Source organism: Psychrobacter okhotskensis (genome assembly GCF_013248965.1).
GTDB classification, from domain to species: domain Bacteria; phylum Pseudomonadota; class Gammaproteobacteria; order Pseudomonadales; family Moraxellaceae; genus Psychrobacter; species Psychrobacter okhotskensis.
The window spans coordinates 50802-66905 of sequence record NZ_JABRVQ010000021.1 but is presented as its reverse complement, the minus strand read 5'-3'; the positions used below and the strand labels follow the sequence as shown (position 1 = coordinate 66905).

Here is a 16104-nt window from a genome sequence, read left to right as displayed (position 1 = left end):
AACTGTAAGCCTGTGGGTCCGACAACACTAAATCCTGTAAAAGAGCAACAACAGCAAAGATTAAAAGCCGCTTAATTCGGCTTATGGTGACAACTACCTTGAAAAACTCCGGTTTTGTTCAGCTCTTCTATACCATTATCACTTATCCATTGATCAACTTTAGCTGCCCATGAGTCAATTTCATGCACGAAGTTTTTAGCTCTACTTCTGAGTTTTTTTATATCATCAGTGTGAAAGTTTTGCCATTTTATTTGGAAAAGAGCTAGCTCCCCTGTTGTTATATCTAAAATAGCTGCATCAATATCGGTGACAACTTCATTACCATTGCGAATTTTAATGTTACCCTGAATAACTTTATATCTAGTTCCATTGAAAAGTTCATACAAATCTTTCCTCATAATGTCTTCTTTAGGAGCATAAAAAGTATTCTTAAAATTATGGTCGTTCCAACTAATAATATCGAGTGTTGATATGAATGGATTTTGAAGAAGGCTCAAAACAGATCGTATTAGTGTTCCGTTACCTAAGTCGATTATAAGTGGGTATAAAGGTGTAACACGTCCTTCTAAATTATCTAAATCATATGGTGTTAATGATATTGCCTTCAAAACTCTTTTAATCTTAGATTTTTCTAAATTTGAGTACAATTGAATTAACTCAATGAAATCAGAATCCGTATGCCACAAAGTCAAACTTTGGGGTATTGATATTTCTTTATGTTTTTCCATAGCAGACATAATGTAGTTGATGTGCATGATGTTTAGTGAAGTAATTAGCGTCACTATCTGAAATAACTCATCACCATCTATATTTTTAAACTTAACAGATTCATCTAAACCAACCTCATTTAACCAAACACTTGTAATTTCTGCTGATTTTAGAAAGAAATGACTATCAATCTCATCAGTACTTTCATATCCCATCATTACTCCATATCCTGTGTCATATGGATAAATAAGATTTTCTATAAGGTTTTTGATATCACTTACTCCATATTTACTAATTTCTTTTCTTGAATTTTTCAGAAGGTATGCGCCTGACAGATTAGCTATATCTAGAATATTATCAAATTCATTTATATTCCATTTATTATAAATTTTTCCAATATTTGAGTTAATAATCTCATCTTGTCTAAATTTTTTAAAGTACTCAACACTATCAAGATTTAGACCTGTAATTTCTTCATTTTTACTTATGATAATCTTAGAATTAATTTTCTCTGCTCTAACATAATTTGCTTTCAGTAAATTATGTGTCTTTTTTAAAAGAACTGAGACTCCAAATGCATATAGAACTGTTGTGGCAATGCGCCTACTTTCTTCAGTGCTTTTCCTCATAGGAAATCCACTAGTATCCATAGAAACGAACAAGTATTTTAAAGCTAAATTAAATCCTAGACGAATAATTTCAAACTCTGGAGTTGATAATCTTTCCTTTTCTGGAAGCAAAGGTTTAAACACTGTCCAGTAATCGATGACTCGTAAAATATCAATGAGTAAAGCAACTTTACTAAGATTGTCTTTAGGAAGAATCGACAGAACAGCTTTTAATTCTTGATCTGATATGTCTAATATTTCGTCATTCATAAGTAATCCTTTACTCTACTAGCTAGTCGATGAGGCTATAGGTTATTGAAGTTAACTAACAATTTTCTGCCTATTAGAACGAGACTTACTTTCTTCTTAATTAATATATTAAATAGTAGCAAAAATCATTATAAATAAAAAACCCCGCATCATGACGATACGGGGTTTCTATTAAAATAAGAATTGTAAAACTTAAAAACGTTTAGCTTAAATTTGAACCAAGATTAGGTCAACTGAGCAACGTTAATTTTATCGGCTTCTTCAGTATAGTCAGTCATACGGTCAAAGTTCATGTACTGATATACTTCATCACCCATGCTGTTTAGCATACCAGCATACTGCTGATATTCGTCGTTCGTTGGCAATTTACCAAGTACCGCTGCTACGGCTGCAAGCTCTGCAGAAGCAAGGTATACGTTAGCGCCTTGACCTAGACGGTTCGGGAAGTTACGGGTTGACGTTGATACCGCAGTAGAGTTCGGTGCGATGCGTGCTTGGTTACCCATACATAGTGAACAACCTGGCATCTCAGTACGAGCGCCGGCTTGAGCATAAATGTTGTAATAACCTTCTTCCATCAATTGACGCGCATCCATCTTAGTTGGTGGCGCAATCCATAGGCGAGTCTTGAGGCTACCTGCTGGTACATCTTGTAGCAGTTTACCCGCAGCACGGAAATGACCGATGTTGGTCATACATGAACCAATGAATACTTCATCAATGGTATCACCAGCGACGTCAGCCAAAGTCTTGGCATCGTCTGGATCGTTGGGGCAGCAAAGAATCGGCTCTTTAATCGTGCTCATGTCGATAGTCATATCGATTGCATATTCTGCATCTTCGTCAGCACGCATGAGGCTTGGATTAGCCAACCACTCTTGCATTTGCTCGATACGACGACTGATAGTACGCGCATCGCCATAGCCTTCTGAAATCATCCACTTAAGTAGCGTGATGTTTGAGTTCAGGTACTCAGTCACTGACTCTTCAGATAGAGTAATGGTACAACCAGCAGCGCTACGCTCAGCTGAGGCATCAGATAGCTCAAACGCTTGCTCAGCGGTCAAGTCTTCTAGACCTTCGATTTCAAGAATACGACCATTGAATTCGTTGATTTTGCCTTTCTTATCAACGGTCAATAGACCTTCTTTGATCGCTTGATAAGGAATCGCATGGACTAGGTCACGTAGCGTGATACCAGGCTGACGTTCGCCAACGAAGCGGACACGGACAGACTCAGGCATATCAAGTGGCATCACACCAGTCGCGGCTGCGAATGCAACTAGGCCAGAACCAGCTGGGAACGAGATACCCATTGGAAAACGAGTATGCGAGTCACCACCAGTACCAACGGTATCTGGAAGTAGCATACGGTTAAGCCACGAGTGAATGATACCATCGCCCGGACGTAAGCTGACGCCGCCACGGTTCATGATGAAGTCAGGTAGTGTGTGCTGCGTCTCAACGTCAACGGGCTTTGGATAAGCAGCCGTATGACAGAATGACTGCATAACTAGATCTGCTTGGAAGCCCAAACATGCCAAATCTTTTAGCTCATCACGAGTCATCGGACCCGTAGTGTCCTGACTACCAACTGTAGTCATCTTCGGCTCACAGTACATACCCGGACGTACGCCTTGCAGGCCACAAGCTTTACCAACCATTTTTTGTGCAAGGGTAAAGCCTTTACCCGTATCGGCTGGCTCTTCTGGCTTAGCAAATACGTCTGAATGACCAAGACCCATGTACTCACGAGCACGATTAGTCAAACCACGACCAACGATTAATGGAATACGGCCACCAGCACGGACTTCATCAAGCAATGTTGGTGAATTTAGCTTGAACGTTGACAATACTTCATCAGAGTCATGCTTAGTGATTTTGCCTTCGTACGGATAGATGTCAAAAACATCACCCATGTTTAGGTTATCAACCGCTACTTTTTCGATTGGTAATGCGCCAGAATCTTCCATAGTATTGAAGAAGATAGGAGCGATGTTGTTACCTAATACTAAACCGCCACCACGTTTGTTTGGCACGTTAGGAATGTCTTCACCCATGAGCCACAGTACTGAGTTGGTCGCAGACTTACGGCTAGAACCCGTACCAACCACGTCACCAACATAAGCCAGTGGATGGCCTTTTTCTTTTAGCGCTTCGATCTGCTTCATTGGACCGACGACGCCCTCTTCGTCAGCAGTGATGCCGTCGCGAGAGTTTTTGTGCATGGCTAATGAATGCAATGGGATATCAGGACGGCTCCACGCATCTTGCGCAGGTGACAAGTCATCAGTGTTGGTTTCGCCAGTCACTTTAAACGTCGTGTAAGTGGTCTTTTCTGGTACGGCAGCACGGTTCAAGAACCATTCAGCGTCAGCCCAAGACTGCACGACTTCTTTTGCAATGTCATTACCAGCTTCAGCTTTTTCAGTGACGTCATTGAATGCGTCAAATACCAGTAGCGTTTTTTTCAACGCTTCAGCAGCGTCTTGTGCAACATCGGCGTCATCTAGTGCAGCAACCAATGGCTGCACGTTGTAGCCACCTTGCATAGTGCCTAGGATTTCGACGGCTTTTTGCTTGCTGATAAGTGGTGATGATGCTTCACCCTTAAGGATAGCAGCTAAAAATGCAGCTTTAACGTAAGCAGCTTGGTCAACGCCAGCAGGAATACGGTTTTCTAGCAGGTTCATTAAGAATGCGTCTTCGCCTGCTGGTGGGGTTTTTAATATTTCAACCAACTCTGCTACTTGTTTTTCGTTCAGTGGTAGCGGAACCGTTCCTAGCTCAGCACGTTCTTCGACATGTTTACGATAAGCTTCTAACACAATAGTCGTCCTCGTCAGTTGGGGGTATTAGCACATTACGTGGGTAGTCAGCATGACAGCCTGCGTCTATATACTAGATGGAATAATTATCCGTGCAATCATAGCTTAAAACGCTCTAAATGTTAATGGCTCAGCCTTTAAAAGGCTCAATATAGGGCCATATTGGACATTTATTATAAAAATAGTACCATCAATAATATGATTGGGCAGCCTTTCGCAACCAATATGCTGCTTGTCACTCTCGTCAAGCATAGCTCGATTCATAATCAAATTAATACATCGAGACTACTAAACATTTTTCAGGATATTATTTGATAAAATATTATCTTGCTACGATAGCTTAGAGAAAATATCAATTAAAAAAATAGCGCTTGAAAAAACAGCTTTTATTAACCATATACTAAGGCATGCCCTCATTTTAAGAATGGTGATAAAAATAAGATACATTGTAGTCAAACAAGAAAAATAGCGCAGATAATATCGAGATATTAATCAGCTGTTTGACGCTGTTTGGCAAAATTTAGCTATTTTTAGCCCATTTAGATGACTATCAATTGAATTGAGGACATGCCTTAAATAAATATTAGGGATGACGACATGGACGATAGCAATATGGAAAACCACGACATAGAAAACAATGATATGAAGAATAACGCTAATTATCAAAACGGCCTTAAGGTTCGTACTGAAGTAATGGGCGAGGCACATGTTAAACGCTCGCTTGATGCGGCGACTGGATTTACCCAACCGTTACAAGACTGGATTATTGAACATGCTTGGGGTAGCACTTGGCAAGATGATTCAGTATTACCGCGTAAATATCGCTCCTTAATCACCATCGCCTTTTTAATTGCACAAAAAAGCCCGACTGAGCTAAAAGGGCACATTCGAGGTGCGATTAATAATGGCGCAACTGTCGCTGAGATTCGAGAAGTATTGATGCACAGTTTACCTTACTGCGGTGCACCTGCCACCCAAGAGGCGTTTCGTGCCGCCATAGATATCCTGAATGAGTTGGATATTGATATTGATATTTAAAACTATGGTTGCAAGCGCAATCGTAGTAGTCTTAAAACAGTAGTCTTAAAACAGTACTTTGAACCAGTAACCTTAAAAGGTCAGTTAAACAATATTGATTAAAAATCGACCTCTAAATTTCTGCTATAATAGTTCAACTAATAACATATGCTAATAATTCCATAAACCCTTATTGTATAAAGGGTTAAGAGATAATTTATTATGACAACTGCCGTACAAACACATGTGCCTGCTGCTAAGGTCAAACCTAGAAAAGCCATCCAAGGCGAAAAGCTACGTGGCTATGATAAAGTTGCGCGTATCCCAATTAAAGTAATCCCGACCGTCGAGGCGAAGAAAAAGCCAGATTGGATTCGGGTTAAGATGTCCTCGCCTGCTGAAGTGGCACGTATCAAAGCCACCTTGCGTGAGCAAAAGCTCTATACCGTCTGTGAAGAAGCCGCTTGCCCTAACCTGCCGCAGTGCTTCGCTGATGGTACGGCGACCTTTATGATTATGGGTGATATCTGTACCCGTCGCTGCCCGTTCTGTGACGTCGGCCATGGTCGTCCGAATGAGCTAGATGCAGATGAGCCGCGCCACACTGCCGAGACCATTTTAGGCTTGCAGCTAAAATATGCAGTAATCACCTCTGTGGATCGTGACGATTTAAAAGATGGCGGCGCGGCGCATTTCGTTGAAGTACTCAATGAGTCAAGAGCGCTTAGCCCGAATTGCCTCATTGAAATATTGGTGCCAGATTTCCGTGGGCGTATGGAAGTGGCTTTAGACCTACTGACAGAAACCCCACCAGATGTCTTTAACCACAACATTGAAACGGTTCCGCGTCTGTACAAAGCCTTCCGCCCAGGCTCTGACTATCAACATTCATTAGATTTGCTCAAGCTCTATAAAGAGCGTCGCCCTGATATCGCGACCAAGTGCGGTTTTATGGTTGGCCTTGGTGAGACGGAAGAAGAAATCTATGCACTGCTTGATGATCTAAAAGCACATAACGTCGATATGATTACGGTTGGCCAGTATCTACAACCTAGTAAAAACCACGCGCCAGTTGATCGTTATGTTCATCCAGACGAGTTCCAGCGTTATATGGACTACGGCAAAAAGATTGGTTTCTTTAACATTTGGGCAGGCCCGATGGTACGCTCAAGCTACTTTGCCGATCGTCAATACTATGGTGAAGATTGCCCAGCGCCTATCCGTAGCAAAAAAGCCTTAGAAGCCGAAGGCAAACTTGGTTGTTAAGTGTCAGGTTTTAATGAGCTAAAGCTTAAACATTAAGCTAAGCATGTAAAAAGGGTGAATAACAATTTATGTTATTCACCCTTTTTTTTAACTTTAATGAACCTGTAAAGCCTCCAAACCCAACGCTTTACACGGTTAAAGTTGGCGTTGGCTTGCCAGCTGTTTTTATATTGAATATAGCAATACTAAGGACAATGACGCCGCCTAATAATCCCGTGGTAATCTCAGGATAAATCAACAATAAGGCACCAATGGCCAAGATAATACGCGTTACTGGATTCATGACACCTTTAAAATACCCTTCCAGCGCTGAGCTTAAGGCGATAACGCCTGTGACCGAAGTCACTACCACTGCGATGATATCGATAATAGGAGGCAATGGGAAATCTTTGGCCGTTACTGCCAAGCCCGTTGGATCTATCATCAGCATCGTCGGATTATAGATAAACATAAATGGCACAATAAATCCGGCTAGTGCCAGTTTGAGCGACAAGAACCCTGTCTTCATCGGATCTCCACCAGATATACCAGCACCAGCAAAGGCTGCTAGACACACGGGCGGCGTAATATTGGCAAAAATACCAAAGTAGAAAACAAACATATGCGCTGACAAAATTGGAATATTAAACCCTGCCAATGCCGGCGCTGCCATGGTCGCGGTAATAATATAGGCAGGAATAGACGGTAGTCCCATACCCAACACCATTGAGGCTAGCATCGTCAAAATGAGCGTGAAGAATAACGATCCTGCGCCAAGCGTGACAATCGATGAGGTCATAACCGTCCCAAAGCTGGTCAGACTCACAACCCCGATAATAATACCGACGACCGCACAAGCAGCCATCACGGCGAGCGACTGACGCGCACCATCTTCTAATGCACCCAAAATGTCAGAAAAACCCATTCTGGTCTCTTTTCGCAGCATACTAACGATGACAGTAAAACCAATGGTATAAGCCGCTGCATAACCAACGGGCACGTTTCTGATTAGTAAGAAGACCAAAAATACAATCGGCAATAGCATATGCCCACGTGCTTTTAAGACCTCTTTGACAGCTGGTAAGCTTTCTTTGGCAATGCCTTTCAGATCGCGACGACCAGCGCGAAAATGTACTTGAGCAATAACGCCAAGATAATACAATATCGCAGGTAATAATGCTGCCAACGCAATCGTGCTGTACGGCAACCCTGTTGTTTCTGCCATAATAAATGCACTGGCACCCATAATCGGCGGCAATATCTGGCCACCCACAGAAGCACTTGCCTCTACTGCACCGGCAAAATCTTTGTGGTAACCGACCTTTTTCATCAACGGAATGGTAAAGGTACCAGTGCTGACAACGTTCGATAACGCTGAGCCGTTGATACTACCCATAAAGCCACTTGAGATGACCGCAACCTTGGCAGGCCCGCCTTTTTTATCACCAGCTAGCGCGAGTGCCAAGTCATTAAACAGCTGCCCCATACCAGAGCGCGCTAAAAATGCACCAAATAAAATAAACAAAAAGATAAAAGTAACCGATGCCCCAATCGCAACAGAATATAAACCTTCGGTTTTTAGAAATAATTGACCAAAAATATCACCCATGTCATAAGGACGAGTCAGTAGCCGGTCTGGCATAAAATCCAAATGACTGACAAATGGATAGGCCAAAAATATCCCTGCCAATATTGGCAAAATCCAACCTGTGATACGGCGACTACCTTCTAATACGCAGACCACGGTAATCAACGAGAAAATCACATCCGTCTGATTGGCCATCCCGCCACGTGAGGTCACAATATCTTGATATTTGTAGATCAAATAAGCCATCCCAGATAGGGAAAAGACAAACCAAAGCCAGTCATACCATGCCACGCGCTGACGGCTGCTTTTTTTGCTCGCTGGAAAAATTAAGAAAATTAAGGCAAAACCAATACCCACGTGTACAGAGCGCTGTAGCAGCGCTGGCATGGGATTAAAAGTGATATACAAATGAAACAGAGAATAAAAAATGCAAATTGCAGCGATAAAATACTTCACTGGTCCTTGAGTGATATGGCGCGTGATGGACTCTCGGTCGTACTTTTCTAATATGGCTTTATTATGGGCTTGCGCTTCAAGCTCAGCGTCGACATTAGTCTCAACGTCAGGATGAGAATGTATAGGCGAGTCGCTATCGTTATTGATATGGTTATCTGACATCGTTGTCAAATTATCGTGATCCGTCACTTGGGAGTTCATGACACAAGTCCTTGTTAAATCTATCAATGAAACCATACGCTGTCGGCATGATCGTTACTTCAGAATAGTCTGGCACCCAGCGGTGAATGCGTATCCGATAGTTACCATAGTCAATCTCACCTTTGGTAAGCCGTGAGACCACCCAATTAAGCTTGGGCAGTTTCTCATTGATTTGATAACCCAGATAGCCAGGTTTTTGTATGGGAGCAAGCGCCTCAGTAGAGGGTGTACCTGCGCCAAAAGCTTCAAAATAAGTGGTGGTCAGCAGCAGTTCAGCGTCTTCTGTACTGCTGCCGTCTATACGCTGATACTGTTCTTCCCACCATTGTTTTTCTACAGAATGTATCCAGCGCAATTGAAAGTCAGGCTCGACGAAATAGCAAACCTTGTCATTAGCACCGTCAACACCTGCGACGCGAACTTCCACCACAGGCTGACGGACAAAGAGATGCCACAGCATAAAAAAAACCAGCGCAGCAATGAGCACTGCGCCAGCTATTAGCCATAATGTCTTATTTTTAGTAACCATAACTGCTTATTTAGCGGCTTGTTCATCATAGTATTTTTTGGCGCCAGGATGGATAGGTGCAACCATGCCTTCACGAGCCGTTTCTAAGCTAATATCATTGGCCGCTTGGTGCGCTGTTTTTAAACCGTCTAAATTGTCAAATAACGCTTTGGTCAGCTTGTAACCATCAGATTCAGACAAATCAGAGCTAACCAATAATGCATTCATAATCGCTGCGGTTGGAATCGCGGCGTCATTGCCATAAGTGCCAGCAGGAATCTCAAAGGTTTTAAAGTAAGGCTTACTTGCAATGATTTCTTTTAGCTTGTCTTGATTAATGGTGATTAACTGTAAGTCCAAGCCCTGCTCTAGCTCCATCAATGAAGAGTTCGGTAGACCACTACTAAAGAAAGCTGCTTCAATTTTACCCGCTTTCATGCCATCCGCCGCTTCAGAAAAACCCAAATAATCGACAGTGATATCATCGTACGTGATACCGAAACCTTCTAATAACGTTCGAGCATTGACTTCTGTGCCAGAGCCTTGATCGCCCACAGCGATACGCTTACCACGTAAGTCTTCAATATTTTTGATGCCAGATTTTTTGGTGGTGACGATTTGCACCACATTAGGGTACAAGACCGCAATTTGTTGGATGTTGGTAATTGGCTTATCAAAGTTGTTTTTGCCTTCGATCGCGTCGGTGACCACATCACTGAGCGCCAATACCATGTCGACTTTACCTTGGGTCAACAGATTGACGTTTTCGACTGAAGCGCCGGTGGTTTGCGTCTTTGAGTTCACCCCAAAGGTTTTGACATAGACTTCTGATAATGAAGTACCAATGATGTTGTAAGGGCCAGATGCTCCGCCAGTAGCGATGGTAAGAAACTTGGTATCCAGCTTGTCGGCAGCAGTGTCAGTAGCAGCGCTATCTGTTGCCGTACTGTCAGTATTTTCTGAACTTGGTGATGAGCATGCGGTTAAGCCTAAAGTGGCGCTTAGCATCGCTGATAAAAATAACGGAGATTTTAGAGAGTTGAACATTGCATTCATCCTTGAAATAATCGATTTAATACCTCTAACGGCATCACTATATAAATATTAATGCGTTACAGACTTGTAATAGTATAGCAATTCCCACCATAAATAAACCAAAGCCTTTTATGTCTCAAAACCTTGTAGATAAAGCAACTTGAGTTAAAAATAGCGATTCGGAGTATTGATATTTGTTTAGTAAAGTTCTGCTATGCGAAACAAAGTTTCATTATTAAAGCTATTTAAACAAAAATTAAGCACAGTGTAAACCTTTATCATCGTCTTAATAGCATCAAGGTTATTTATTACGGAGTCAAAAAATGCTTACCAAGAATGAATAGGGCGTGTCTTCAGTTCACTCGATAGTCATCTAAATGGGTTAAAAATGGCTAAATCTTGCCAAACATCGTCAAATAGCTAGTTAGTATCCCGATATTGTCTGCATTATTTTGCTTGTTTGACGGCAATTTATCTCATTTTTACTACCATTTTTGAAATGAAGACACGCTTTAAACTATATTTCTGCATTTATTTTGTGTCTGTAATAGATAGTCTCTTAGGATTAACTGTACCTTAGAAAAACATTCTAAATAACTGAAAATCAACGAATAATAATTACTACCCTTATCGAAAGCGGCTACACTAGCAAGCTAGGATATGGTCAATACCATATAAGTTATATAAGCTGTCAGGCTCAATTAATCTACTATTGCGAGTACTTTCACTCGTCTTAATAGTCTCCAAGTTATATAGAACTGACTATCGTGCTATATTTTGAAACCATAGTTTAGAATCGAAAATAATGATATCTCTCTTATAAAAAAAGGATTGACCGATGAGCACCGAATTTACGCCGCAAGAAGGCTCTTGCTCTTGTTATAGCAACACTTATACGATTAACCATACTCCGATAGCTCGCTTTATTTGTCACTGCACTATCTGTCAGGACTATACGGGTAAGGCTTACAACGATGTTACGGTTTTGCTTAAGTCGGATGTCAGCGAACTGGATATCAATAAAACGCGTTTTCGTCGTTGGAAAATGCCACCGAATATCAGCCGCGGACTGTGTAAGCGCTGTCATAAGCCTAGTATAGAGATGGCTGTGGGCGGTGCTCTGGTTTTCATTCCTACCGATAATTACCCTAATGCAGCCGCTCTACCTGAGCCGACGATGCATCTGTTTTACAATCGCCGTGTTAAAGATGTGGACGACAATCTGCCTAAATATAACGGTGTTGTGCAAAGTCAGACAATGGCGGTTAAGGAGCTGGCTCAAGGAATGTATAAGAGAGTCACTAAGCGCTAGCAGTATCCGTTCAAAAAACTAGTTATCTTCCTTATTAAGTTTTTTTAGTTAAATACCTATTGTCAAACATCTGGAAACGTTTTATGACTTTAAAAGAAGAATACACTGTAAAACACTCTGCTGACATCGCTATCATTGGCGGCAGCGGTCTGTATCAAATGCAGGACTTAACGAATAAACGCAGCATTAGTGTCGCAACCCCTTATGGCAAACCTTCTGACGATATCGTCTTAGGGGAATTGAATGGTGTGACCGTTGCTTTTTTGACCCGTCATGGTCAAGGGCATAAATTTACACCTTCTAAAGTACCTTATCGCGCCAATATTTATGCGCTAAAAACTCTAGGCGTGCGCTATATCATTTCAGTATCAGCGGTGGGTTCATTGCAAGAAGAGCTTAAACCGTTAGACATGGTCGTCCCTGATCAAATGATCGACATGACTAAACATCGTGCCAGCACATTTTTTGGTAAAGGTGCAGTTGCGCATGTCTCGATGGCGGATCCTTTATGCCCGAAAGTCGCTGATATTCTGAATCGCGCTTACACTCAAGCGAATATCAATGAAGGGCAATGTCATGCACAATCGACTTATGTGTGTATCGAAGGCCCGCAATTCTCGACTCGTGCAGAGTCACACTGGTATCGCCAAATGAACGCTGACATCATCGGCATGACGAATATGCCAGAAGCCAAGCTGGCGCGGGAAGCTAGCATCGCTTACGCAACGCTCGCATTAGTGACAGATTTTGATTGTTGGCATCCGACTGAGGAAGCCGTTAGCGCTGATTATGCTATTCAAAATTTGATGAAAAACGCCGATAATGCGCAGCACGTTATTAAGCAAGCAGTCGCCCTACTCGCAGCAGAACAGCCCGACTCTATTGCTCATACGGCTTTAGCTCAAGCGTTAGTCACGCCAGTAGAGGCGATGAGCGATGAGACTAAGGCCAGACTTTTAGTATTATTACCTTAGCAGTACGCATTTATGGTCAACAAAAAAGCCATCAAACTATCGCCAACCTAATAGGGTCAACCAAATAGTTTGATGGCTTCTTAATATCATTTAGCTTTTAACCATCAAGCCAGCCTTCAGGTAAATACTGTAAATCTTCAGGCTCATCAATATCAGGCAAAGGCGCTAACAACGCTATAGACCAGCTCAATTCTACCAAGCGCTGTTGAGTAATCTTTGCTACGCTCGGCGTGCTCCATTGGATATCATTAAATAAACGAGCAGCAACTTGTTTAAAGCCAAACAGCACATAACCGCCATCAAAGGCTGGTATCATCACGCTATCCTGAGTGTCTAATCGCTGTGCAGCCCGTTGAATGATGATAGAACTAAGGCTAGGACAATCTGTGCCTATCAAAATCACTTGCTTAAAACGCGCTAATGCTTGTTGACTCGCCGTGAACATACGCAAACCCAAATCACCATCTGCTTGCTCTGACCATCGCAGCGAGTCAGGCAAACCAAGCGTTTGCCAGCATGGATCGCTTGGCGCAGGGCTGACACACAGCTCAATGCTAAAGCCCGTAGCCACAGCTTGCTCGATACTATGTAAAAGTAATTGCCGTGCCATTCTCGCTGCACCATCAATGCCAAGCGCAGGTTGCAAACGGGTCTTTGCCATGCCCTGTGCAGGGAATTTTGCAAAAATAATAATGCAGGTTTTTTGATTTTGAGTCATATTGAAATTTTTCTATTATTTATAATAACGCGCGTTAATGTTATCAGCCGACACGCCACGCCAATAATCAAAACGTAACTGCCACATTAAGACAATCGTCCGCCATGTGCCATACTGCTGCCAACGTCTTGCTGATGTGATGACTTTATTTTTCAGACAAGCAGGTTTAGCAATACCTTTTAGTTGCTTGCATAATTCAACATCTTCCATCAACGCTTGATTAGGATAGCCGCCCATTTGCGCAAATAAAGATTGACTGATAAAAATAGCTTGGTCGCCTGTAGCGATATGAGTTAAACGTGAGCGCCAATTAATCAGGGCACTGACCACCCAAAGCATCGGCTGACGACTATTTAGCTGCACATCAAAACGTCCCCAGTTTGCTAGTGTCATCGCCCTAGAAATACTATCGATAGCGTCAATTGGCAACCGCGTATCGGCATGTAAAAATAGCAAAACATCGCCAGTGGCTAATGCTGCACCCGCATTCATTTGCCGCGCACGCCCTGCTTTGGACGTAATAACTTGCCAATCAATTTTACACTCACTGCCAAGCACTAACTCATTAATAAAACTTCGAACGATGCCAATAGAATCATCGTTTGAGCCCCCATCGACCAAGATAACTTGCTGTGGCATTGGCTTTAGACTGTTAATATTGGCAAACAAATGAGGCAAATTATTCGCCTCATTTATTACTGGAATAATAATAGAAACCGTAGCTATAGCGGTCATAATTGGCAGTGCTCGCTGTTATGTTTTATCAGTATTATTTCTTATTCAGATTCCAATTATAGCTAGTATAGTCGATCTTAGTTTTGCCACTTTTTAAATCAGCGCTTTGCGATTTATTAAGCCCTAAAGATGAGCTATAACGAGCTAAGAATCCTTCCAAATCTTTGGTACCGCGCCAATTCGACTCAAAGTCTTCTTTATACCATTTAAAAATTGGCGATATCTCTAAGGTATTACCTTTGAGACGATTACGACTATTATCCGAGAGGAATTTACTCGTAACTTGCTCTAACTGTTTATCTAATTTACTACCTGTAAAAGCATCATCCAATAATGCTGGACAGCCAATACTCGCGCAGTTTACGGCAAAGTGAATACGTGGTTCGTTATAGCGTTTTGAGCCACGGATTAGATTGTGCTCGATGTCATCAAGCGAGCGCTTTTTGCCTAATAGCGTGACAAAATCTTGTTTCCATGGCGAGCCAAATATCCCACCGATATCTTTGATCGATTTGAGATTCGGATACTTAGTCAGTATCAACTCTACCGTGCCAGCATTGTAGACGTTAATCAAAAATGCCAACTGCTCATCTTTGCTCCAACCATTGAACTCTGATTGACTGACTTTGCTAGTTGCTGCCATGTAGCTATCAAGCTTGCTTTGATCCGCTTTCATACCGTTATAATTAACGACCGAGGCTTTACCACCATTGGTCATAGTGACATTTTTACTCAGCAAGCTATCCCAAGTACTATGATTAAAATCAGCATAACTTGCCATACTAGCCAATAGCACAGAAGTAGCTACTGCTGTCTTAATCAGTAAACGCTTGCTTGAAAAACTACCTGTACTCTTACTTATGTTATTAAAGATGTTCATAATTAACTCCGTTTAGATCGAGGATGTTTTTGCTATTGTCTGCCCTGCTGTCTCTTCTTCCAGCGCGCCACCGCAGCTACTTCCCTGTCCTGCTGTACAGCCATAGCAGTGATCTGCAATCGCAATATCATCGCCAGTAGGATTTTGCGTTAATAAATCGCTCAGATGCCGACGGGACTTGTTGGGTACTGGAATCTCTAACTGCTGGTTAAAGTCACAATCAAATAACTCTCCCAGCCAATTGACACTGATCGTCGAGCGGCACATGACTTCGGCTAAATTGCCAGCCACGTAATTGGCCTTGAGCAAGTCCATATAGGGATGGAATTGTTTTTTGGCCAATAGCACCGCACCAAAGCGCTGAATCGGCATATTGGTCAAAGCAAATAACTGATGAAATTCGATATCGAAATGTTCTTTTAGCTCACGTTTATAGTCCGCCTCTAGCTGTTGCTGATTGGGCGGTAGCGTGGCGCCTTGCGGGTTATAAACGAGGTTCAGCGTTAAGTTTGAGCCAGCTTTGCCATAACCTAAGGCATTGAGCTTATGCAGTCCCAATATACTGTCGTCAAACGCACCCTTGCCGCGCTGCTTATCGACGTTTTCTAATGAATAACAAGGCATTGATGCCACCACGTCGACTTCATTGTCTGCCAAAAACTGCGCCATATCCTCATAGCCTTCTGCCATCAGAATCGTTAAATTACAGCGATCAATCACTTTGACACCCAAAGCGCGCGCGGCGGTAACCAGATACTTAAAGTCTTCATGCATCTCAGGCGCGCCACCGGTTAAATCAAGCGTATCCATATCTTGTACTTTTAGTACGTCCAGTATCAGCTCGACCAGCTCACGCGACATCATCTCCGTACGATAAGGACTGGCTGCCACGTGGCAATGTACGCAGGACATATTGCACAAATAGCCCATGTTCACTTGTAGCGTAGTTAACTCACGACGTTTGATGGCTGGAAAGTCAGTAAATTCGAGTAGTTCAATGGTAGATTTCATAAAATTATAG

Annotated in this window: 13 protein-coding genes; 4 read left to right on the top strand and 9 right to left on the bottom strand. The window is 42.3% G+C overall.

Translation table 11 applies throughout. The annotated features are described in order from the left end of the window. Positions 1–71 precede the first annotated feature (71 nt). On the bottom strand, positions 72–1586 hold the full coding sequence (locus tag HQR03_RS10670; RefSeq protein WP_173240159.1) for a hypothetical protein: 1515 nt from the start codon (positions 1584–1586) through the stop codon (positions 72–74). 224 nt (positions 1587–1810) lie between these two features. Beyond that, positions 1811–4414, bottom strand: coding sequence for a bifunctional aconitate hydratase 2/2-methylisocitrate dehydratase (gene acnB, locus HQR03_RS10665; protein ID WP_173240158.1), 2604 nt, complete (start codon positions 4412–4414; stop codon positions 1811–1813). A gap of 642 nt (positions 4415–5056) precedes the next feature. Between acnB and HQR03_RS10660 the strand changes: the two genes are divergently transcribed. Further along, entirely contained in the window at positions 5057–5452 is a 396-nt protein-coding gene (locus HQR03_RS10660) for a carboxymuconolactone decarboxylase family protein (protein ID WP_025650979.1), read from the top strand. 201 nt (positions 5453–5653) lie between these two features. Further along, complete coding sequence (lipA, locus tag HQR03_RS10655; protein ID WP_173240157.1) at positions 5654–6697, top strand: lipoyl synthase; 1044 nt, start codon at positions 5654–5656, stop codon at positions 6695–6697. A gap of 127 nt (positions 6698–6824) precedes the next feature. On the opposite strand, the gene HQR03_RS10650 is transcribed toward lipA, so the two are convergent. The 3 genes from HQR03_RS10650 to HQR03_RS10640 are packed head-to-tail and all read right to left on the bottom strand — an operon-like array spanning position 6825 to position 10476. Continuing rightward, on the bottom strand, positions 6825–8882 hold the full coding sequence (locus HQR03_RS10650) for a TRAP transporter permease (protein WP_418889573.1): 2058 nt from the start codon (positions 8880–8882) through the stop codon (positions 6825–6827). Positions 8883–8892: 10 nt separating this feature from the next. After that, a complete protein-coding gene (locus HQR03_RS10645) occupies positions 8893–9450 on the bottom strand; it encodes a DUF1850 domain-containing protein (RefSeq protein ID WP_025650976.1) in 558 nt (185 codons plus the stop codon). A gap of 6 nt (positions 9451–9456) precedes the next feature. Further along, positions 9457–10476 (bottom strand): TAXI family TRAP transporter solute-binding subunit, encoded by a 1020-nt coding sequence (locus HQR03_RS10640; RefSeq protein ID WP_173240156.1) that lies wholly within the window; start codon positions 10474–10476, stop codon positions 9457–9459. A gap of 826 nt (positions 10477–11302) precedes the next feature. Here HQR03_RS10640 and HQR03_RS10635 point away from each other — a divergent pair. Both HQR03_RS10635 and mtnP read left to right on the top strand, forming a co-directional pair. Beyond that, positions 11303–11776 (top strand): GFA family protein, encoded by a 474-nt coding sequence (locus HQR03_RS10635; RefSeq protein WP_173240155.1) that lies wholly within the window; start codon positions 11303–11305, stop codon positions 11774–11776. A gap of 83 nt (positions 11777–11859) precedes the next feature. Beyond that, positions 11860–12750, top strand: a complete 891-nt coding sequence (mtnP, locus tag HQR03_RS10630; protein ID WP_173240154.1) for an S-methyl-5'-thioadenosine phosphorylase — start codon at positions 11860–11862, stop codon at positions 12748–12750. Positions 12751–12847: 97 nt separating this feature from the next. On the opposite strand, the gene HQR03_RS10625 is transcribed toward mtnP, so the two are convergent. From HQR03_RS10625 to arsS, 4 genes are read right to left on the bottom strand one after another with little or no spacing between them, the layout of a single operon-like run. Beyond that, positions 12848–13468, bottom strand: coding sequence for a TIGR04282 family arsenosugar biosynthesis glycosyltransferase (locus HQR03_RS10625; protein WP_173240153.1), 621 nt, complete (start codon positions 13466–13468; stop codon positions 12848–12850). A 15-nt stretch (positions 13469–13483) separates the two neighbouring features. After that, complete coding sequence (locus HQR03_RS10620; protein ID WP_173240152.1) at positions 13484–14203, bottom strand: TIGR04283 family arsenosugar biosynthesis glycosyltransferase; 720 nt, start codon at positions 14201–14203, stop codon at positions 13484–13486. A gap of 34 nt (positions 14204–14237) precedes the next feature. Then, positions 14238–15083 (bottom strand): DUF547 domain-containing protein, encoded by an 846-nt coding sequence (locus tag HQR03_RS10615; RefSeq protein ID WP_173240151.1) that lies wholly within the window; start codon positions 15081–15083, stop codon positions 14238–14240. A gap of 12 nt (positions 15084–15095) precedes the next feature. Beyond that, positions 15096–16094 (bottom strand): arsenosugar biosynthesis radical SAM (seleno)protein ArsS, encoded by a 999-nt coding sequence (gene arsS, locus HQR03_RS10610; protein WP_173240150.1) that lies wholly within the window; start codon positions 16092–16094, stop codon positions 15096–15098. Positions 16095–16104: the final 10 nt, after the last annotated feature.